Below are 20,119 nucleotides of genomic sequence, written 5' to 3'. Positions count from 1 at the left end.
TCCTTAGTCTTTACGGAACATTTCAAGCATACGTTTGGTTACAGTAAAGCCACCAAAGATATTGATACTTGCAATTAATACGGCAATAAATGATAAGAACGTGACGACGCCACTTCCTTGTCCTATCTGTAACAGTGCACCTACTACAATGATCCCTGAGATCGCATTAGTCACGGACATCAAAGGCGTATGCAGAGAATGGCTTACATTCCAAACTACGTAATAACCCACCACACAAGCGAGAACAAAAACGGTAAAGTGAGATAAGAACGCAGCAGGAGCAACCGAAGCTACCCAAGCGAATGCACCAACAGCTACCGCCATACCCGCCGCTTTCTTAATTGGAGAAACAGGTTCTTCAACTTTAGGCTCTGGTTTGGCCGCTTTTGGCTTAGCTTGTTGTGGTTGAGCTGAAACTTGAATTGGTGGAGCTGGCCAAGTGACCTCACCCTCTTTAACGACAGTAACACCACGCAAAACAACATCTTCAAAGTCGATATTGATGTTGCCATCTTTCTCTTTGCAAAGCAGTTTCAGCAGGTTAACTAGGTTCGTTGCATACAGTTGAGATGATTGAGTCGGCAGTCGGCCAACCATATCAGTGTAACCAACCACCTTCACGCCGTTAGCCGTTGTAATGACTTGATCCGCAACCGTGTATTCACAGTTACCGCCATTGGCCGCCGCAAGGTCTACTATCACACTACCTGCACTCATACTGTCTACCATCTCTTTGGTAATCAGCTTAGGAGCCGGGCGACCTGGAATCAGGGCCGTTGTAATGATGATATCGACGTCTTTTGCTTGAGCTGCATAAAGTTCTTCCGCTTTCTTATTGAATGCGTCAGACATCTCTTTTGCGTAGCCGTCACCAGCACTGGTATCTTCCTTGAAATCCACTTCCAAGAATTCAGCGCCCATCGACTCAACTTGTTCTTTAACTTCAGGACGAACATCGAATGAACGAACGATCGCACCTAAGCTACCCGCAGCACCAATTGCTGCTAGACCAGCAACACCTGCACCAGCAACCAGTACTTTTGCTGGTGGAACTTTACCCGCTGCCGTAATCTGACCCGTGAAGAATCGACCAAACTCGTGCGCCGCTTCAACAACAGCACGATAACCCGCGATGTTTGCCATAGAACTCAATGCATCTAACGCCTGAGCTCTTGAAATTCGTGGTACAGAATCCATCGCCATCACGTTGATGTTACGACTGGACAATTGTTCCATTAATTCTGGATTTTGAGCAGGCCAAATAAAACTGACCAATGTTGCGCCATCTTTAAGAAGATCGATTTCATTTTTAGACTCGTCAACGATCGGAGCGTTAACTTTAAAGATAATATCGGATTTCCAAGCTTCATCTGCGGTGACAACTTTTGCTCCAGCTTGTTCATAAGCTGCATCTTCAAAACTTGCTAACGCACCTGCTTGTGATTCAACACAAACTTCAAATCCTAATTTTAGAAGCTGTTCTACCGATTTCGGTGAAGCAGCAACTCGCGTTTCACCTGCGAGCGTTTCTCTTGGTACACCAATTTGCATAGCTATTCCTTGACTATTGGCACGAATGACTTATTCGTTTGTATCTAACGACAACTAATACTTCAAGCGTTTTGTTCAAAGAACAGGAAAAGTTATTACTTATAACGATTTGGATGGAATTTGAGCGCTTCATTTGGATAAATGACGACCGTCTCGAACGAAGAGGTCAAACCACTTGCAAATAATCCTTTTAATAACAACCTACTAGCTGTTCTTTGTCCCTAAAACTAAAAAGAGCTTTCAGCATATACACTGAAAGCTCTCTAAATTATGACCAACATCAATTCTAACCCTAATTGGTTAGCTAAATATATTGTCGCCCATTTGGTCGATGAACATCTGCGATTTTTTGAGCATCAATTCATCGGCATCTTGTTTGTTTGAAACAACATCTGAACGAATAAAACGGTGAGTTTTGATTTCACCATCGAATTCTTTCTCGATTCGCCCAGCAACACGGTATTGACCAGATTCTGCAATGGCATCTTGATAGATATTGAAACCCTTATATTCGACTGGCTCAATCTCTACTTTTTGTTCGGTTTTTTCTTTGCCACCAAATAATCTAGAAAAGAATCCCACGTTTTTTACTCCTTAAATGACCGTATTCACCCTAAACTATCATGACTGTTTACGGTTCAACAACGGCTTTTCATACCATTGCAATTCTACGTCATCATCAAAATTGTGTTGACTAAATATAACAGGCACATTGTCGTCACGTTCGCGTCTTCGATCGTCAATAATCATACTTTCAGCATTTTTGACCGCGATCTCACTATTGCGTTTATAGAGCACCAATTTGTCTTCTGGTAGTGCTGACAGAAAATCGATATCAAAACGAATATAGATAGGTTTTAGCTGACCTAAAGCCAAGCACGCGAGATCGGCCAACTGTTCGTTGGTATAACTAGATACATATTCCTCGGTAGCCAATACATGACCTACCAGAGTTTCCATATAGTTATGTACATCAACACTAATTTGCATACCACACCTCCATTTGTAGCGGTTTTTTCTCGTCGCAGTCGTTTCTAAAGTTACTTGAGACCATGCAATTCCTAAATGCTCTTTATAACTCAGTTATAGGTTTTACTGTCCATAGTTAAAACTAAGGCGTTACTTAATTTTACTCTAACTTCATTACAAATCTTACGTCGCTTAATGATAAGTGATCATCAAGCCCTTTAAGTGACAGCGCCAACGTAAGAGCCGCAGAATAGATTTTGTTAAGTATCTATAACGACTAATTAATTTCTCATATATACTATGTAGTTCGTTCTATGGTTAATAGCAACTCAAATACATATAAAAATGATTGCACTAATAGCGACCTATGACTATGTTTTTGCTCTAATTTAGGCAAAAAGCTTGGCAATCGCTTGTTTAACCGTATCCTACGCATAGTATTAAATAATAAGATCATCAATATAGTTAGGCTCACCACATAAATGGCATCATCTTTTGTAACGTCGAGCATGTTTCGATTTTGCTTCCCTTTAGTCCTGTTAACAATCCTGCTCGTTGGTATGGACAACGTCATTCTCGTGACGGACTCAAATTTAGGGTTTGCTAGCAACCTTCCTTACATTTTATTGAGCGTTGCGGTTCTGCTATGCCACACATTCAGACAAGGACGAATGGCGATGGTATCGGTGACCATGCTTGTCGCTTATCTGATCATCCAGGTTCGCTTACAAACACCTCTCAATACTGGCACAACGCTATTAGAGCTCTCGTTACTTGCGGCATTAGTACCTGTCACTTGCTTACTTGTTTATGCCTTCCCTGATAACGGCGTAAACTCAAAGTCGATGCTGCTCTACGCCATCGTTCTCATTCTATTTATGGTGTGGGCGCAATTGATCGTCTCTCACTTCCATGCCGGCGGTTTTGAATCATGGAGTGAAGGTCTTTTATTTATTGTCAGAGACTTCTCCAAACTGCCTTTTGTTTTGGTGTTGTATAGCCTTTGCTTACTTGGCCTTACTGCCATTCTAGTGTTGGTGTATAACCGCTCTATCGATGTTGTGGTTTACAGCGCTATCCTGCTTTCTTCTTGTACGTTCATCTTCTTCGATATTCAGTACATCTCGAGCACCATGTTCTCACTGTCAGGCACACTGATCATCGTCTATGTGATGTCTGCTAGTCATGATATGGCCTTTAATGACCAACTGACTAACATCCCCGGTCGACACGCCTTAGAAGTCGATATGAAGCACTTGGGGCGTAAGTATTCGATGGCGATGGTCGATATTGATCACTTTAAACAATTCAACGATACCTACGGCCATGATATTGGCGACGATGTGTTAAAACTGGTGGCGCGCATTCTGAGGGAAACCACAGGCGGCGCTAAAGCTTATCGCTATGGTGGAGAAGAGTTCACGATTATCTTCAAAGGCAAACATTCGGAACAAGTTAAAGAGCACCTTCAAGCCCTGATTTCCGAGGTTCAAAACTACGACATGACGATTCGGAATAGTCACGAGCGCCCTGACGATCATGAAGTGGGTATGAAAAAGCGTGGTAAGAACGGCAAACCATCGGAAGTGGTGAATGTGACGGTGAGTATTGGACTTTCCGATAGCACAACCACCAGACATCCTGAAGAGGTGTTGAAGCTTGCTGACCAAGCGCTGTATAAAGCGAAAGAAACCGGTCGAAATAAGCTGTGTATTGACCGTTAACGATGGTTAAAAGCTAAAGATATTGAGTACTAGAGAGCTAAATAACTTAAGCCATTAATAGCGAACTGCTTCAATAACTATCACTTCCAAGTTCAACGAGCCTCATTGATTTGAGGCCGTATAGCTCAAGTGGAAGAAGAGAGCTTAATCTTGGTTGAAGAAGATAACCAAGCTGCCACCTTTTAAGCTACTTCCGTAGTTAATCGTAAAACCTATTCCCACGTTATCGACCCACTCATTAAACAGGTTTGGGTTAAGCAACCAGCCAACACTACCCTCGTAGTAAGATGTGGTGCCCATAGACGCCACCGTGTCACCACCAATATCAATTCGTCTTATGCTCGAGTACATCGATGTGATGTTCTTATCCCAACGCACGAGATCATAGAAAACCTTGGCTTCATTGGCGATATACCACCCTTCTGGGTGACCGACATTGCCATTATTCGCCTCGCCCCAGCCGATGCCATTAAAGTAATGCCAACTGGTGCTCAATTTATACTTTCCCCAGTCATTCTTATCTTCGTACATCAGCTTGATTTTAGGCTCGATGATGTAAGCCCAAGCATCAGTATTGAGGTATACGCCATCCAGTTGGTCTTGAATAGGCTTTAGCAATGAAGCGCGATATTCATAATCATTGCGGTAGTAAGAGATGTGGTTACCGATTGCAGAGCTGAAGCTCCAATATTCATCTAACTGGGACACATTCGCGAATTCGACGTAGCCAGACACTACCGACTCTTTTTGAAAATCGTTTCTGTTTGCTGCAGCATACTCAACATCGTTCTCGATCCGCAATGCAGACAAGCGCAGCGTCACCTCTTGATGGTTGTCTTCAATGTAACTGGGTAGTTCAAATGTGTAAGGCAAACTCAGGGAGGTAATGTTTTGTCGACGACTCACCGAATCATTCGAACCGATGTCTTCATTGTCCAAACTAAATACTTTATTGGGATCAAAGTTATTGATACCAAATGTGAAAACATCGGTGTCGTTGAGCAATACACTGGTGGCAAAACTCTGCTCTAGATCCTTTCGAAAAAGATCAGACAGCGAATTGGCATTAACCGTGGTCGGCAAAGCGGTAAAAAAGAGAGGAACCGCAAGCGTCCAAGATGTGTTAGTCATAGAAAATGACTTCGAATGTGGCATTTCTTTTATCACTTAAAGCACTTCCTAGCTCAAACGCTATTAGAAGTATAAATTCAAATATCTAAAAGAGCTCGCCAACTAACGAGCAAGCTCCAAAATGTTGCGTTGTACAAAGGTATTTCTACCACTTTGCTTCGCTTGATAAAGCGCTTGATCGACCTTTTCATAAATAGAGGCAATAGATTCGCCACCTTCTGGCACAAATGACAACACACCTTGTGACGCTGTCACTCTATCCGATACCGTTGAGTGGTCATGAGCGTAGTTCATCTCGTGCAGTGCTTCTTTAACTCGAGTCGCGTGTACCTTAGCGCCTTCACTGTCTGTATCGCTAAGAATCAAAACAAACTCTTCACCGCCATAACGACCGACAAATTCTCCCGCACGAACAAACAGCTGTTTCAAGGTATTAGCAAGCCCTTGTAAGCACTTATCCCCTTGAATATGTCCATAATTATCGTTGTAAGGCTTAAAGAAGTCTACATCTAGAAGTATGACTGTCATGGATATATTACGTCTTCCGTGCCACGCTATGCTCTCTTCAAGCTTAGTATCCATATATCGACGGTTATACAATTTGGTCAGGCCATCTTCGTTGGCTTGTTGCTGCAGAAGGATGTTCAGTTCTTCGAGTTTGGCTGTGCTTTGTTTTAGCTCTCGTCTCATGTGCGCGATACGTTGCATCGCAATCAACTTAGAATTTAAAACGACCTTGTTTACTGGCTTGATCAGGTAATCGTCGCCACCAGCGTCAATCGCTTTAGCGATCATCTCAGGTTCTTCGTGACCACTAAGAAAGATGATGGGAACCCATTCTGGAAATCGGCTTCGAACCTCATTAGCGACTTCAAAACCATCCATCTCTGGCATGCTGATATCAAGTAACACGAGTTCAGGATCAAAATCAGAATAAACACTCAGGGCTTCTTTTCCGCTACCGACAGCTTCTACAATATGACCCAGTTGCTTGAGTCGGATAGCAAGTTGCATCCTATCTAGTTGAACGTCATCAACCAGCAATATGCGCATCGAAGATCCCTTTTCTATCATCACATCACCTTTATCTAGTGTTGAATATTCAAAGTAGCTCAAATTTGGGCTTAAATCATGCCCTAATCTCTATATTATATTGACTTTTTTACAGATCTTTTTAGCATTGTTTCTTTTTAAAGAGAAATACTATGTCAGACGCTACAAACAACGAACAACAAGAAATCGATTTAACCACCATCTCACCAGAACTTCGTCAAGTTATCGAATTTGATGGCGTGCCAAAAGAGATGCACTTTATGGTTACTTCTATTCACGAAGTGTCTGAAGAAGCAGTACGCGAAGCTTGGGACAGCCTTCCAGCAAGCGCACAAAATGTTTTAGACAACTTCGAGCAGTTCCACGCTCTAATCTCAGTTAGCCAAGCTTTCGCTGGTGTTAACGTGATGGAAGAGTTCCCTACTCTTAAACTTCCAGAAGACATGACTGACGAAGAAAAAGAAGAGTACCGTGCTCAGCTGCTAGACCAAGTTCTACACAACTGTGTAAAAGACATGGTTAAACAAATCAAGAAAGCTCGTCGTGATGCAATCTTGAAGCGTGATTTCAAAGAAGTTTTTACTAAGTAAGTCGCTCGTTGCCTAAAACTAGGCTAAGCGCTAACAGTAATACTTAAGATTAAGCCGCATGTTGCTTTAAACACGCGGCTTTTTTATATCCGCTATTTTCTGTTCGTCGATCGTTACGTCTGCTTGTTCGTGTGACTAATGTTCATATGATTCGACAAATAATATGCTTTAACACTCATACAGTTTGGCGCAAAACTGGCAGTTATACCGTATAAAAATGACGCATGTATCCATTCATGGAATCAAGATCGAATTTTCAGAACCTATAACAGGCAGTATCGCGACAATATCGAAAAGCTGACCTTGTCAGGTTTAATGCGTTACCGCGATATCTCTTTGAGCGACACTCACACCTTTAATTTGAGCGTAAACACGCTGCCCGATTTCTAGATTCAATTCATCCAGCGCCCACAATGTAATGGTTGCCCATAGGTAACACCCGGACTCTAACTCTAGCTCGACAGCGACACTCTGCTTATTTGTGCCTTGCTGGTGCGTCTCTACGCTTTTAATGGTAACAGGAAGGATATTACGTATCGAAGTTCCTTTCGGCTGTTCTAGCGTGATAGAGACATCATTTGCCCTAACTTGTAGCCTCACTGTCGTTCCAAGCTCACTCGACACTTTCTGAACCCATAACGACGTCGACTTTCCTAACATCAGGCGAGACAGCGCATAGTCGTCATTGTGTTCCGCTAATGTCGCTTCAAACAACGAGCTTTGTTCTGAGAAAGATTGCCAAGGTTGCATAGCTCTCGATGCCCACACCTCTTCCGTCACGCCCGACGAAATAACTTTGCCTTGGTCAATAATCACAAGGTGATTTGCCAAGCGTAAAATTTCATTGAGGCTATGAGTGACATAAATGATCGGGATTTGGACGGTTTCGGATAAGTTTTCCAGAAATGGCATCACTTCGCGCTTACGAGGCAAGTCGAGAGACGCTAAAGGCTCATCCATCAACAAAATGCTCGGCTTGGATAACAACGCGCGGCCAATCGCCACACGTTGCTTCTCACCGCCAGACAAACGAGCTGGGTATCGGTCAAGCAATGAACCCAAAGACAGCAGCGAGACTATTTGCTCAAAGTGTGCTTTATCGACGCTTTTCATGCCGTATTTAAGGTTCGTTGCCACCTTCATGTGTGGAAACAATCGCGACTCTTGGAACACGTAACCGACGTTGCGTTTGTGAGTCGGCAAATTAATGCCATTTTCACTATCGAACAGTGTCGTTCCAGATACGCTGATCAAACCTTTATCGGGCTGTTTAAGGCCACTGATCGCATTGATAAGTGAGGTTTTACCCGCGCCAGAACGACCAAAAATTGCCGTAATGCCACTACTTGGTAATTCCAAGTCGATATCAAAGAAGGTTTCACCGAGTTGTTGTTGATATTGGAGGATCAAAGCACTCATGCATTGCCTCCCAAACGTTGTGCTGACTTTTTGTTGAGCCACTCAGAAAGCATCAATGATCCCAGAGCTATCACAATAGAAATGACACACAAACGCGCAGCTTCCATTTCCGCACCAGGGGTTTCAATAAAGGTATACATAGCCAAAGGAATGGTTTGCGTTTCACCGGGGATATTTGAAACGAAGCTGATGGTCGCGCCAAACTCCCCTAAGCTTCTTGCGAATGAAAGCATGGTGCCGGTGATGATCCCTGGGATCATCAAGGGTAAAGTGATCGTGAAAAACACACGAACAGGTGAAGCGCCTAATGTTGCAGCCGCCTCTTCAAGCTTACTGTCTACGGTCTCTAGGCTCAGTCGGATAGAGCGAACCATCAGCGGCAGCGCCACAACCACACAAGCGAGTGCCGCGCCCTTCCAGCTAAAGCTAAATACAATACCAAACACGTCATTGAGCCACGAGCCTATAATGCCTTGCCTGCCCATCATCACTAGCAGTAAATAGCCGATGACCACAGGTGGAAGTACCAAGGGTAAATGGACAATGCTCTCTACAATGCTTTTGCCTACAAATTGTTTCTTAGCAAGCAGCCATGCTAAACCAATGCCGATAGGAATAAGCCATAATATGGCAAACCCAGCGACTTTTAAGCTCAGCATTAAGGCTTGGTATTCGTATTCCGATAAATACATCATCTAACGCACTTCAAATCCAAAACTGTTCAAGGTGTCTTTCGCTTTTTCGCTCTTTAGGAAAGTATAGAACTCTTCTGCCACAACTTTATCACTCAACTTAGCTACAGGGTAACGTATTGGTGTGTGCAGTTCTGATGGGAAGGTCGACACTAGGTTTACTTCTTTAGAAAGCAACGCATCCGTTTTGTAGACAATGCCAAGCTTAGCTTCACTGCGCTCGACTAAGGCTAAGGCCATACGAACATTGTTACTTGGAGCTAATCGAGTCTTCACATCATCCCATACACCCAACGTTTCTAACGCTTCTTTCGCATAGATACCAGCAGGAACCGACATGGTGTTACCCACTGCAAGCCTCTCATTAGTAAGCAGTTCAGCCCATTGTTTACCTTTTGATAGGTCTAATGTTACCGATGTCTCGTTCGGTGAAATCAGTACCAATTCGTTTTCACATAGATTTGTGACATTGTCACTAGAAACCAATTTGCGATCGACTAAATGCGTCATCCATTTTTCATTTGCCGAGATAAAAATGTCTGCTGGTGCTCCTCTTTCGATTTGTCGCACCAAAGACGACGTACTCGCATACACAGGAATCACATCGACAGAATGGTCTTTCTCAAATTCTTCAACCAGCAAATTAACCGCATTGGTCATCGACGATGCAGCGTAAACTCGTAGCTTTTCGGCAGCAAAAAGATGAGTAGAAGTCAGTGCCGAAGTTAAGGCCATGGTTAAAAGGAAGACTCGCTTTTTCATTGTTATCACTTATCTATTGTTCGTTTAGTTTCTTTAGCTAACTTCTAAATGGCGGCTTAAGCAGTTAATTCAGGCCAAAGCAGGTCAAGATTTAAGTACTCTTCGATGGCATCAGCGATTCGATTAATACCCAGCTCTTTAAGCTGTTCGTGCTCAATCGCGGTCACATCGTAGGCTCCTGCCCATTCGCAAATAAGCGATAACGCATCACTGTTATCGAATACGCCATGCAGGTAAGTACCAAAAATCGAGTTATCTTGATTCACAGCGCCATCTAGGCTGCCAGATTCTAACTGAACCGGTAAGGCTGTTTCTTTGACATCAGTCTTACCTACGTGGATTTCATACCCTTTTACCTCTGCTGTTTTGCCACCCAGCGTCATGGTGCCGCGTACGTTAGTTAAGGTTTTCTGCTGTGTAAGGGTCGTTTCAGTATCCAGATACCCTAACCCTTCGCTGCTGCCGGGTTCCCCTTCAACGCCATCAGGATCGTGAATAATGTTACCTAACATTTGATAGCCGCCGCAGATACCCATCACTTTGCCGCCTAAGCGCAAGTGGCGTTGAATATCTTTATCCCAGCCTTGTTGTTTTAGGTAATCCAAATCTGCTCTTACCGACTTTGTACCCGGCAAGATAATTAAATCAGCGTTGTTTACACGTTCACCTTTACCGACATAACGTAAATCAATCGAAGGATTCAGTCTTAACGCGTCAAAATCTGTATGGTTGCTGATTCGGGTTAGCACTGGCACCACCACCTTAAGCTTAGCTTCTCCGTCAGACTCTTGAGCAGAGGTAATGGCATCTTCCGCTTCTAAGTTAAAACCATGCAGATATGGCAAAACACCAATGACTGGCTTTCCGGTTTTTTCCTCTAGCCAATCAAGGCCAGATTGAAGAAGTGCGATATCGCCTCTAAAACGATTTATCACAAAGCCTTTTACACGAGCTTGTTCAGATTCAGACAATAGAGCTAATGTCCCGTAGAGGTGCGCAAAAACACCACCACGGTCAATATCAGCAACGATGATGACTGGGATGTCCGCTTTCTCAGCAAAACCCATGTTAGCGATATCATTTTCGCGAAGATTGATTTCGGCTGGGCTACCCGCACCTTCAATCATCACGCTTTCATATTCTTCAGAAAGTCGGTCAAACGAATCGATAACCGTATCCATCGCAACTTTCTTGTAATCATGATAACCCGTCGCTTCCATGTTACTCAGCGCTCGGCCTTGCAGAATCACTTGCGCGCCGGTATCTGAATTAGGCTTTAGCAATACAGGGTTCATGTGAACGGTTGGCTCAATATTACAAGCTTGCGCCTGAACCGCTTGAGCACGGCCAATTTCGCCTCCATCTTTTGTCACAGCACTGTTTAACGCCATGTTTTGTGGCTTGAAAGGTGCCACTTTGATTCCTTTCCTTGCCAAAACACGGCATAAACCTGCCACCAAAACACTTTTTCCGGCATCTGACGTTGTCCCTTGAACCATAAGGGCACTTAATGGTGCTCGCATTTGTACTTAAATCCTTAATTTCTTAATTTCTTAATTTCTTAATTTTCAATTTAAAGCTATGGGCAATCTCTCTCTGCAACCATCTTAACGTCATTGCCGAGTAGATGCTCAATAAAATGAATGGAAAATGAATGTGTTACTCACTCTGGATTCAACCCCAGTGTTGTTTAATAGCTCCATCGAAACGAAGCTTGTGAACGATAACAGGCGACTCAACAAAAAACGTACTAACGAAAAGAAACGCTTCAAATTTAGAAAAACGTTTCTACTAAAAACAACATTAAAGGATTCACCATGAAAAAGACTGTATTAGCTATCGCATCTACTATTATCCTTGCTCCTACTTTCGCAATGGCTAGTGATCACAACAGCAACAAGCACGAAAGCGCGATTGCTTACACTGGACCGATTGAAACCGTTTCTGTTGCGACACTGCTTGCCGACACAAGCATGTTCGCAGAGCAAGAAGCAATTGTGGATGGCAAGATTGTTCGTCAACTAAAGAATGACACGTTTGTCTTCTCTGATGGCCAGAGTGAGATTCAAATCGAACTGGATGATGATATCCGCCTAGCACAACCACTGACCGCTGATACAAAAGTTCGTATCTTCGGCGAATATGAAGGCGGCAAGACACCGGAAATCGAAGTGGACCACATCCAGGTTCTATAAGCGATTAATATAAAAATACTGACTTCAAATAATTGGCCTGCATATTGCAGGCTTTTTTGTATTATACTGCCGAAAAATACAATTTATATGGAGTCACCATGCTAGGTTGCACGAATAAGACTGTCCTTTTAGGACTCGCTGCACTGTGTTCATTCTCTGCGTCTGCAAACAACTTTAACTACAACACATTCGAGCTGCGCATGGGTACTAGCCCAAGTACTTTCGGTGGTGAAGTCACAACAATGTTCACTCAGAACTCTCACTTTGTTGCTCGTATCGATTCAGAATTTGAAAGTGATTGGGATGCAGCGGTAGGTATGGGATTCAACGGTCCAATCAGTCAATTTGCTGACGTTACTGGCCAAATGTTGCTGCACAACATTGAACGTAATGACGACAACCACATCAAAACAGAAATTAACCTTGGCTTGAGAGCTTGGTTAATGGCAAACGTTGAAGTTAACGCACGCCTTGGTCAACTGATCGACAACGATGACACTCGTTCTATTGTTGGTATCGGTGCTCGTTTCCATTCAACTGATCAACTGTCTGTTGGTCTTGATATGCGCAATAACGGCACATACGGCCACCAAATCTTAATGTCGGCTCGATTCGGATTCTAATCTAGATTTCGTACCTAGATTTTATTGATAAGCTTATGTTTGGTTACTGAGTAATAAATAGCTGAACATATTACATAGAAAAGCCCCGAACATATTACATAGAAAAGCCCCGAACATATTAATGTTCGGGGCTTTTTTGTTTGTTAGTTTCGCTGGCTGTTAGTCGTTCAACAGCCTAAGCCAGCGACTTGCTTTATAAATTAACCATCAGCATCTTTTTCTGGTGGTCTAAGTACTCTTCATAAGTACCTTGGAAGCTCACTAGCTGTTGGTCTTTTACATCAATGATGTGTGTTGCCAGTGAAGAAACGAACTCACGGTCATGACTTACGAAGATAAGCGTGCCCGTGTAAACCTTCAACGCGTCGTTCAGGGCTTGGATTGCTTCCATGTCCATGTGGTTGGTTGGTTCGTCCATTACCAGCACGTTGATGTCTTGCATCATTAGCTTGCCGAATAACAGGCGGTTCTTCTCACCACCAGAACAGTTTCGCGCTTTTTTGTTCGCATCGTCAGCAGTGAACAATAGACGACCTAGAATGCCACGTACCATAAGGTCATCGTGCTTCACTGTGCGCCATTGTGAGATCCAATCGAAGATGCTCAGGTCGTTATCAAAATCCTTAGTGCTGTCTTGTGGGCAGTAGCCTACTGATGCGTTTTCAGACCATTTAACGATGCCTTCGTTTTGCTCTAGCTCTTGAACTAGGCAACGTAGCAGCGTGGTTTTACCCACACCGTTCTCACCGATAACCGCAAGACGAGTACCGGCTTCAAGCAGCAAGTTACCACCAGCAAACAATGTTTCGCCATCGAAGCCGTGACCAAGGTCTTGAAGTTCAAGCGCTTGACGGTGCAGTTTCTTACCTTCGCCAAAATCAATAGATGGGCTCATACGGCTCGATGATTTAACTTCATCAAGCGTGATTTTGTCCATTTTCTTAGCACGAGAGCTTGCTTGTTTTGCTTTAGATGCGTTAGCACCAAAACGGTTTACGAAATCTTGAAGCTCGCTGATTTCAGCCGCTTTCTTAGCATTGCTTGCTAGAAGCTGCTCACGAATCAAGCCAGATGCTTCTAGGAAGTACTCGTAGTTACCAGGGTAAACACGTAGCTCACCGTAGTCGATATCTGCCATGTGCGTACACACAGAGTTCAGGAAGTGTCTATCGTGCGAAATGATGATCATTGTACATTTACGCTGGTTTAGCTCTTCAGCGAGCCAGTTGATCGTGTGAATGTCCAAGTTGTTGGTTGGTTCATCAAGAAGCAGGATGTCTGGATTTGCAAACAGAGCTTGCGCCAATAGCACACGCAGTTTCCAACCTGGAGCGACTTGCTGCATCAAGCCGAAATGGAACTCTTCTTCAATACCCGCTTGGATTAGGATATCGCCAGCACGGCTTTCTGCAGTGTAACCATCCATTTCAGCGAATTCGCTTTCAAGTTCCGCAACTTTCATGCCGTCGTCTTCGCTCATTTCTGGCAAAGAGTAAATGCGGTCACGTTCTTGTTTTACTTCCCACAGTTTTCTGTCGCCCATGATCACAACGTCGATAACGCTGTATTGTTCGAAAGCGAACTGATCTTGGCTTAGCACACCCAGTTTTTCTCCTGGAGTGATAGAAACGTTGCCCGAGCTTGGCGTTAATGCGCCACTTAGGATTTTCATGAACGTTGATTTGCCGCAACCATTAGCGCCGATCAAACCATAACGGTTGCCGTTACCAAATTTAGCAGAGATGTTTTCAAACAGCGGCTCTGCGCCAAATTGCATTGTGATGTTCGCGGTAGATATCAAAGAACTAATTCCTAAGCGTGTACTGACAGATAATTATTAGGCTATTTCAAGAACCTAAATAAGAAGTACGAAAGTATGGATTAAACAAAAATCGAAGCGCGGATTATATAGAGATCTCGATCACGTTGTCGAGGCTAAACAGTAAACGAACAGTAAACATAGACCATTTAGATGCTTTTCATGCGTTATTGGGGTGTAAATAGAAAAATCCCCACCAGCAGAACTGGCAGGGATTTCATTTATCAACACTAAAAGTCTTTTAAACTCGTCACCTTTGAACTATCGCTCTTCAAAACGAAAAGCTTTGATGACGAGCAGAATTGTTATTTAGTGATTTTCTTTTGAACGTATTTTTGGCTTACATCTACTACCGCAACATCTCTAAAGAAGCTTCTACCCAACAGAAGTGGGAAAGAAAGATGCGTTCGGTCCGCTAGAGTAAACTCAGTTTTGTCTTTCAGATCACCGATTTGAATTGAAGCGACAACCACAGCACGTCGTTGTGTACCTTCCGCGCTCGACTGCTTGATCTTAACCCAACGCTCTACCGGTAAGCTGACCTCTTCCGTTGTGATGCCGTCATGTTCAATTTTGAACTTAACCCAATCTTTTCCGTCACGTTCAAAATCAACAATATCAACCGCACTGATTGAAGATGTTGTTGCACCTGTATCTACACGTGCTTTAAACGCTTCTTTCAAACCAGGAACATACACCCACTCTTCTTCACCAAGAATTAATTTACCATCGCTTGTTTTAGTCGGCTTTGGAGCTGGCTTTTCTTCAGGCTTTGGTTTCGCTTCTGGCTCAGTCGGTTTTACTTCTTCAGGCTTTTCCGTAGGTTCCGTTACTTTCTCGCCTTCAGTTGCGTCAGTCTTTGAAGAGTCATCCACAACAGGTTGTTCTACTTGAGGCTTTTGCTCTGGCTCGACAGGAACTTGAGTCGTCGTCGAACAAGCAAACAGGCCACCACTTAGCATTAAAACTACAATCGCTTTCCAGTTATACATTCAGTCACCTTCTATTTTGAAACGTTGGCTATCGCTTTAGCTACATAAGGAATATGAGATTCGGAAAGGCCTGCGATATTGATGCGTCCGTCACCAACACCATAGACTCCATATTCTTCACGTAATTGATTCATTTGAGTTTCTTTAAAGCCTAGTACACTAAACATGCCTTTATGGCTTTCAATGAAGTCAAATTGTGACGTGTTATAAGTATTTCGCAATTCATCACATAAACTTTGGCGCAGATTTAACAAACGTTGCTGCATTTCACTCAATTCTTGCTTCCAAATCGAGGTTAGCTCTTGATTCTGTAGAATTGTTTTAACCAAAGCTGCACCATGATCTGGCGGCATTGTGTAAGTTGAACGAGCAAGCGTTAGAAGCTTACCTTTAGCATTGCCAACGTGTTCGCTGTTCTTGCCAATCACGATAGCAGCGCCCGTTCTTTCACGGTATAAACCGAAGTTCTTCGAGCAAGATGTCGTAATCAACATCTCTTCAACGTTGTTAGCCATGTGTTGAAGACCTTTTGCGTCTTCTTCTAGGCCATCACCAAAGCCTTGGTAGGCAATATCAACGAACGGCAAGAAACCATTCTTCTGAGATAATTTGGTGATTTCCTGCCACGCTTCAAAGTCGATATCAGCACCCGTTGGGTTATGACAGCAACCGTGCAGCAGTACCACGTCTGATGGACCCGCTTTTGAAAGGTCATCCAACATTCTTGCAGTATCAACTTGCTTCGTTTCAGGACTGAAGTAATTGTAGTATCGAACTTTTAAGCCTGCCGCTTCCATCACCGGTTTATGGTTAACGTAGCTTGGGTTTGAAATCCAAACCGTGGTGTCTGGTTGAGAAACTTTCATTAAATCACCCAACATACGAAGTGCACCACTTGCACCCGGTGTTTGAATCGCAGCAACGCGATCCATTGCAGAAGTCCCTTTAAGCAGCAGATCAACCATGCTCTGGTTGAACTCTTCACAGCCTGCTAGGCCAACGTAAGCTTTGGTTTTCTGCGTTTCAACAACGATATCTTGAGCCATAGAAACGGCTTTCATGATCGGAGTTTCGCCTTGATCGTTTTTGTAAACGCCAATGCCTAAGTCGACTTTATCAGTACGAGTATCGCCGCGGTAAGCAACAGAAAGAGATAGAATTGGATCTAAAGTTGGTTTTGGTAGATGTGAAAACATGAAAGTCACAACCCTTTGAAATTCAAGTAATGAGTTTCACGTTAACATTATCGTAGACAAATCAGAAACATTTTTTAATAGAAGCGCTTAGTTAGAATAAGTAATCAGAGATTGGTCATTTTACGTCATGAAACAGCGCAAATTTCGAACACTTTTAGTGCTTTATCAGAAGATCAGTAGCTTGTTTAAGAAGTACCTTGTTGATTCTCAGCTAAATACCTTGTTTGAATTGCCTTGGTGTCATTCCCGACCAAGCCTTAAATCGAGTACTAAAGTTAGCCGCATTCGGGTAACCCACGATCTCGCCAATATGTTGAATCGACCAATCACTCGATTTCAACAAACGAGCTGCGTATTCCATTCTCATACGCATGATATGACTCATTGGGCTATGTGAATAATAGCGCTGGCACAAACGATGGAAATGCGGCTCTGAGCACGGGAACAAGCTCGCAAGCTCATGAACGTTCCACTCTTTATGGAGTTGTTTTTGTACGTTGTCGAACACGTGTCTTAAACGAATCAAATTGCGTGATTGCTGCTGCGGGACTGGCGCATTAATCATGAACTCTATTTGAGCCACACTGTGATTGGCGATCGCTCCTCCCAAATCAATGGGTAAGGCAATGCTCCTCAATAGAGTATGAATGCACGACGACACCACCTCTGCTGCTGGCGAAAGCGTGTAGCTAACTTCATCACTCACCACTTTATCCCATTGCTTATCTGGCGAGAGAAAAATCCATGCGATTTGCCATGTTTCTTCTTCAATCCCAAAGCCATTCTCAGTGCCCGCGGGAACTGTAATGCATGATCCTGGCTCTAGAATATAGCGACACGCGCCACTTTCTAACCACCCTTTGCCCCTAATCGTGTATAGCAGCATGTGTTTCTGGGGATTCTTCCGATGTACCGAAAAGAAATCTCGGCACGACGCCGTCCCACACTGAACGATACCCAATTCTTCGAATGCCAATACATGGCTTTGATCGACAAACTCTTGATGTGTCTTATCTGAGATCTCGTAGCGTTCGTGTTTCTCACTCATTTCACTGGTCGCTCATTAGGTTTGCCCGCAATTAAATCGCCACATTAGTCATTCGATAGTTTTGAAATAGATGATTTTGAAAACAGATCGTTTTGACAAATAGATCGTTTTGACAAATAGATCGCTTTTGAAAATAGATAGCTTTTGAAAATAGATAGCTTGGCAAAAGTTTTTGATGAACCTGAACAATACAGCCAAAACAAATGCCGATAAACTTCTCGCATATTAACCACAGGGGAAATGCGATGCGCTCGACATATCGTCATCTAGACAAAGATTTTTGGCAAAAGCTGTTACACATCGGTTTGCCTGTATCGCTTCAAACCATGTTGTTTTCATTACTCGGAGTGGTCGATATTTTTATGGTTAACCAACTGGGTGACTCTGCAACCGCAGCGGTTGGTGTGGGTAACCGTATATTTTTCTTCAACCTAATCATGGTATCCGGGATTAGCGGCGCCGTCAGTGTGCTAGCTTCACAATATTTCGGTGCGGGAGATTTCAACGGAATTAGACGCACATTAGCGCAATCATGGGCATTGTCTGTCTTTGCCATCATCCCCTTTGTGTTGATTTATACACTGGCTCCTGAATCAGTCGTGTCTGTGGTGGCCTCAGACCCTGATTACGTCCGCTTGGCGACGGATTACCTTTGGATAACAGGAGCCAGCCTTATTGGTACCGCTATAGTTGTGCCGCTAGAGAGTGCACTTCGATCTGTCGGTGAAGCCAAGCTACCAACCAAAATCAGTATTTGGGCGATCATCGTTAATGCGATTCTCAATGCATTGCTGATATTCGGCTTATTTGGCTTCCCAGAACTGGGCATAGTTGGTGCAGCAATTGGCACCACTGTCTCTCGATTCTTTCAAACGATTGCCCTACTTGTGATGGCGAAGAGACACTACGCTCACCTGTTTCCAACACTGAGTAATTGGTGCGATGCGATATTGCCGAAGCATAGAAAGAAGTATTTCAAGATAGCAATTCCGATGTTGGTTCATGATACGGCTTGGGCGGGTGGAATACTGATTTATAACGTTATTGTTGGTCAGATGGGCGTTGGAGAGCTTGCGATAATCTCACTGTTATCGCCAGTAGAAAGCATCTTGATCTCGGCGTTCATGGGGGTTGCGGTCGCGGCTTCAATCATTTTAGGCAACGAGATCGGCGCGAAAAACTATCAACGTGTTGAGAACACCGCTTGGGGTTATGTATTGGTCAGCTGTGGGCTCGCCGCTCTATTAGCCTTGTTATGCTGGTTTGCTAAACCCGCGATCGTATACATGATCGGTCTTACTCACTTAGAGCTCAAAGACACGGCCGTTAACGTCACCTTAGTTATGGCACTCGGCATGATACTAAGAGTCTTCAATATGGTTGGCATTGGTGGTGTGCTGAAAAGCGGTGGAGACATCAACTACAGCATCTTCATCGACCTGTTTGGCCAATGGGCGATTGGTATTCCCCTTGCCTACTTTACTGCGCTGGTATTGGTTTGGCCGCTAGAATGGGTTTTGATGATTGTACTGCTGGAAGAGCTCGCCAAAATAGTTCTGACCAGTCATAGGATTCAATCTAAGAAATGGATAAACAACCTAATCGACGAGCCTGAGCACATTCCTATTTAAGTAAGCGCCAAACTGACACTGACGTGCAGGCGATAGATTCAAAGAACTCACACCCAAGGGCTGATTTGTAGCATTGCGCTAACGATGAAGCCCTTTTTTCTGTTTCTTATACGAGAGTCCTGAATCAGAACACGCTTATAAGTCAGTAAATCGATGGATGATTTGGTTTGAACTACCACGCCAATCTAACATCGGATCCGCTTTATCTTGTTCAAAGCGACCGTCAATTAAGGTATCAACGTATTCAAGCACTTGCTTCTGCTTATCATCGAGTTCGTCGAGTTCGTAACCCGTCCACATCCAGATGTCTTTGCCTTCACATTCTGCTTTTACACGCTGAACAAGCTTAAGCACTTCTGACACGTTTGCAGGATGCAGAGGATCACCACCAGAAAGCGACAAGCCACGACGCTTAATTCGCGGATCATTGAGATCAGCGATAATGTGGTCTTGCAGTTCTTGAGTAAACAAATGCCCTGAGTCCAACCTTTGCGTCGATTGGTTATAACACCCGCGACACTGGTGCACACAACCCGACACAAACAAAGTGCAGCGTGTTCCTGGGCCATTGACAACGTCGATTGGGTGATATTGGTGATAATTCATAAGGCAGTATTGAGAACTCGTGATGGCTTAATGGTTTAACTCGAAAAGTAGCGAGAGTTGAAACAAATGAATTGGTATCGACATAGCGCCGATACCAATCCTATTTCTTGAAACGTAG

Annotated in this window: 19 protein-coding genes; 5 read left to right on the top strand and 14 right to left on the bottom strand. The window is 43.6% G+C overall.

Going from position 1 to position 20,119, the window contains the following annotated elements; all coding sequences use genetic code 11:
- Window positions 1-3: 3 nt before the first annotated feature.
- The 3 genes from pntA to HRQ85_RS06000 form a co-directional block, all read right to left on the bottom strand.
- A complete protein-coding gene (pntA, locus tag HRQ85_RS06010; protein ID WP_172379002.1) occupies window positions 4-1,551 on the bottom strand; it encodes a Re/Si-specific NAD(P)(+) transhydrogenase subunit alpha in 1,548 nt (515 codons plus the stop codon).
- Window positions 1,552-1,851: 300 nt separating this feature from the next.
- Window positions 1,852-2,133: an HlyU family transcriptional regulator gene (locus tag HRQ85_RS06005; protein ID WP_004731023.1), complete on the bottom strand. Its 282-nt coding sequence runs from the start codon at window positions 2,131-2,133 to the stop codon at window positions 1,852-1,854.
- Window positions 2,134-2,172: 39 nt separating this feature from the next.
- Window positions 2,173-2,541, bottom strand: coding sequence for a late competence development ComFB family protein (locus HRQ85_RS06000; RefSeq protein WP_017060104.1), 369 nt, complete (start codon window positions 2,539-2,541; stop codon window positions 2,173-2,175).
- A 461-nt stretch (window positions 2,542-3,002) separates the two neighbouring features.
- Here HRQ85_RS06000 and HRQ85_RS05995 point away from each other — a divergent pair, with 461 nt between their 5' ends.
- Window positions 3,003-4,244 carry a GGDEF domain-containing protein gene (locus HRQ85_RS05995; protein WP_048613564.1) on the top strand — a complete coding sequence of 414 codons (1,242 nt, stop codon included), beginning with the start codon at window positions 3,003-3,005 and terminating at the stop codon, window positions 4,242-4,244.
- Window positions 4,245-4,388: 144 nt separating this feature from the next.
- Here HRQ85_RS05995 and HRQ85_RS05990 read toward each other — a convergent pair whose 3' ends face one another.
- Together HRQ85_RS05990 and HRQ85_RS05985 are read right to left on the bottom strand one after the other, a co-directional pair.
- A complete protein-coding gene (locus HRQ85_RS05990) occupies window positions 4,389-5,399 on the bottom strand; it encodes a Solitary outer membrane autotransporter beta-barrel domain (protein ID WP_172379001.1) in 1,011 nt (336 codons plus the stop codon).
- A gap of 78 nt (window positions 5,400-5,477) precedes the next feature.
- Window positions 5,478-6,449, bottom strand: a complete 972-nt coding sequence (locus HRQ85_RS05985) for a diguanylate cyclase (protein ID WP_170930167.1) — start codon at window positions 6,447-6,449, stop codon at window positions 5,478-5,480.
- A 131-nt stretch (window positions 6,450-6,580) separates the two neighbouring features.
- Between HRQ85_RS05985 and HRQ85_RS05980 the strand changes: the two genes are divergently transcribed.
- Complete coding sequence (locus HRQ85_RS05980; protein ID WP_017069091.1) at window positions 6,581-7,018, top strand: DUF3069 domain-containing protein; 438 nt, start codon at window positions 6,581-6,583, stop codon at window positions 7,016-7,018.
- Between the two features lie 312 nt (window positions 7,019-7,330).
- Here HRQ85_RS05980 and modC read toward each other — a convergent pair whose 3' ends face one another.
- From modC to HRQ85_RS05960, 4 genes are read right to left on the bottom strand one after another with little or no spacing between them, the layout of a single operon-like run.
- The gene (gene modC / locus HRQ85_RS05975; protein WP_172379000.1) at window positions 7,331-8,437 is read right to left on the bottom strand and encodes a molybdenum ABC transporter ATP-binding protein ModC; all 1,107 of its coding nucleotides are present in this window, start codon (window positions 8,435-8,437) and stop codon (window positions 7,331-7,333) included.
- The gene (gene modB / locus HRQ85_RS05970) at window positions 8,434-9,132 is read right to left on the bottom strand and encodes a molybdate ABC transporter permease subunit (RefSeq protein WP_172378999.1); all 699 of its coding nucleotides are present in this window, start codon (window positions 9,130-9,132) and stop codon (window positions 8,434-8,436) included. Before modB ends, modC begins: the two co-directional genes overlap by 4 nt.
- Window positions 9,133-9,891: a molybdate ABC transporter substrate-binding protein gene (modA, locus tag HRQ85_RS05965; protein WP_172378998.1), complete on the bottom strand. Its 759-nt coding sequence runs from the start codon at window positions 9,889-9,891 to the stop codon at window positions 9,133-9,135. It lies immediately after the preceding gene.
- Between the two features lie 56 nt (window positions 9,892-9,947).
- On the bottom strand, window positions 9,948-11,414 hold the full coding sequence (locus HRQ85_RS05960) for a cobyric acid synthase (protein WP_172378997.1): 1,467 nt from the start codon (window positions 11,412-11,414) through the stop codon (window positions 9,948-9,950).
- A 294-nt stretch (window positions 11,415-11,708) separates the two neighbouring features.
- Between HRQ85_RS05960 and HRQ85_RS05955 the strand changes: the two genes are divergently transcribed.
- On the top strand, window positions 11,709-12,086 hold the full coding sequence (locus HRQ85_RS05955; protein WP_048608277.1) for a YgiW/YdeI family stress tolerance OB fold protein: 378 nt from the start codon (window positions 11,709-11,711) through the stop codon (window positions 12,084-12,086).
- A gap of 98 nt (window positions 12,087-12,184) precedes the next feature.
- Window positions 12,185-12,709: a hypothetical protein gene (locus HRQ85_RS05950; protein WP_048608275.1), complete on the top strand. Its 525-nt coding sequence runs from the start codon at window positions 12,185-12,187 to the stop codon at window positions 12,707-12,709.
- A gap of 193 nt (window positions 12,710-12,902) precedes the next feature.
- Here HRQ85_RS05950 and HRQ85_RS05945 read toward each other — a convergent pair whose 3' ends face one another.
- The 4 genes from HRQ85_RS05945 to HRQ85_RS05930 all read right to left on the bottom strand — a co-directional run bounded on the left by HRQ85_RS05945 (window position 12,903) and on the right by HRQ85_RS05930 (window position 17,764).
- Window positions 12,903-14,510 (bottom strand): ABC-F family ATPase, encoded by a 1,608-nt coding sequence (locus HRQ85_RS05945; RefSeq protein WP_081090187.1) that lies wholly within the window; start codon window positions 14,508-14,510, stop codon window positions 12,903-12,905.
- Window positions 14,511-14,833: 323 nt separating this feature from the next.
- Window positions 14,834-15,520, bottom strand: coding sequence for a putative ATP-dependent zinc protease (locus HRQ85_RS05940; protein WP_050053063.1), 687 nt, complete (start codon window positions 15,518-15,520; stop codon window positions 14,834-14,836).
- A gap of 11 nt (window positions 15,521-15,531) precedes the next feature.
- Window positions 15,532-16,716 (bottom strand): amino acid aminotransferase, encoded by a 1,185-nt coding sequence (locus HRQ85_RS05935; RefSeq protein ID WP_017060118.1) that lies wholly within the window; start codon window positions 16,714-16,716, stop codon window positions 15,532-15,534.
- Window positions 16,717-16,927: 211 nt separating this feature from the next.
- Window positions 16,928-17,764: an AraC family transcriptional regulator gene (locus HRQ85_RS05930; protein ID WP_172378996.1), complete on the bottom strand. Its 837-nt coding sequence runs from the start codon at window positions 17,762-17,764 to the stop codon at window positions 16,928-16,930.
- Window positions 17,765-17,967: 203 nt separating this feature from the next.
- Here HRQ85_RS05930 and HRQ85_RS05925 point away from each other — a divergent pair, with 203 nt between their 5' ends.
- Window positions 17,968-19,395, top strand: coding sequence for an MATE family efflux transporter (locus tag HRQ85_RS05925; RefSeq protein ID WP_172378995.1), 1,428 nt, complete (start codon window positions 17,968-17,970; stop codon window positions 19,393-19,395).
- Window positions 19,396-19,530: 135 nt separating this feature from the next.
- Here HRQ85_RS05925 and nrdG read toward each other — a convergent pair whose 3' ends face one another.
- On the bottom strand, window positions 19,531-20,001 hold the full coding sequence (gene nrdG, locus HRQ85_RS05920; RefSeq protein ID WP_050053060.1) for an anaerobic ribonucleoside-triphosphate reductase-activating protein: 471 nt from the start codon (window positions 19,999-20,001) through the stop codon (window positions 19,531-19,533).
- Between the last annotated feature and the right edge of the window lie 118 nt (window positions 20,002-20,119).

The organism is Vibrio sp. Vb339 (assembly GCF_902751245.1).
Lineage (GTDB): Bacteria > Pseudomonadota > Gammaproteobacteria > Enterobacterales > Vibrionaceae > Vibrio > Vibrio coralliirubri.
This window is presented reverse-complemented; position numbering and strand designations above follow the sequence as displayed.

Excerpts from the sequence above, each read along its gene's own strand:
- pntA (WP_172379002.1), bottom strand. The coding sequence starts at position 1,551 with ATGCAAATTGGTGTACCAAGAGAAACGCTCGCAGGTGAAACGCGAGTT.
- HRQ85_RS06000 (WP_017060104.1), bottom strand. The coding sequence starts at position 2,541 with ATGCAAATTAGTGTTGATGTACATAACTATATGGAAACTCTGGTAGGT.
- HRQ85_RS05995 (WP_048613564.1), top strand. The coding sequence starts at position 3,003 with ATGGCATCATCTTTTGTAACGTCGAGCATGTTTCGATTTTGCTTCCCT.
- HRQ85_RS05990 (WP_172379001.1), bottom strand. The coding sequence starts at position 5,399 with ATGCCACATTCGAAGTCATTTTCTATGACTAACACATCTTGGACGCTT.
- HRQ85_RS05985 (WP_170930167.1), bottom strand. The coding sequence starts at position 6,449 with ATGATAGAAAAGGGATCTTCGATGCGCATATTGCTGGTTGATGACGTT.
- HRQ85_RS05980 (WP_017069091.1), top strand. The coding sequence starts at position 6,581 with ATGTCAGACGCTACAAACAACGAACAACAAGAAATCGATTTAACCACC.
- modC (WP_172379000.1), bottom strand. The coding sequence starts at position 8,437 with ATGAGTGCTTTGATCCTCCAATATCAACAACAACTCGGTGAAACCTTC.
- modB (WP_172378999.1), bottom strand. The coding sequence starts at position 9,132 with ATGATGTATTTATCGGAATACGAATACCAAGCCTTAATGCTGAGCTTA.
- modA (WP_172378998.1), bottom strand. The coding sequence starts at position 9,891 with ATGAAAAAGCGAGTCTTCCTTTTAACCATGGCCTTAACTTCGGCACTG.
- HRQ85_RS05960 (WP_172378997.1), bottom strand. The coding sequence starts at position 11,414 with ATGCGAGCACCATTAAGTGCCCTTATGGTTCAAGGGACAACGTCAGAT.
- HRQ85_RS05955 (WP_048608277.1), top strand. The coding sequence starts at position 11,709 with ATGAAAAAGACTGTATTAGCTATCGCATCTACTATTATCCTTGCTCCT.
- HRQ85_RS05950 (WP_048608275.1), top strand. The coding sequence starts at position 12,185 with ATGCTAGGTTGCACGAATAAGACTGTCCTTTTAGGACTCGCTGCACTG.
- HRQ85_RS05940 (WP_050053063.1), bottom strand. The coding sequence starts at position 15,520 with ATGTATAACTGGAAAGCGATTGTAGTTTTAATGCTAAGTGGTGGCCTG.
- HRQ85_RS05935 (WP_017060118.1), bottom strand. The coding sequence starts at position 16,716 with ATGTTTTCACATCTACCAAAACCAACTTTAGATCCAATTCTATCTCTT.
- HRQ85_RS05930 (WP_172378996.1), bottom strand. The coding sequence starts at position 17,764 with ATGAGTGAGAAACACGAACGCTACGAGATCTCAGATAAGACACATCAA.
- HRQ85_RS05925 (WP_172378995.1), top strand. The coding sequence starts at position 17,968 with ATGCCGATAAACTTCTCGCATATTAACCACAGGGGAAATGCGATGCGC.
- nrdG (WP_050053060.1), bottom strand. The coding sequence starts at position 20,001 with ATGAATTATCACCAATATCACCCAATCGACGTTGTCAATGGCCCAGGA.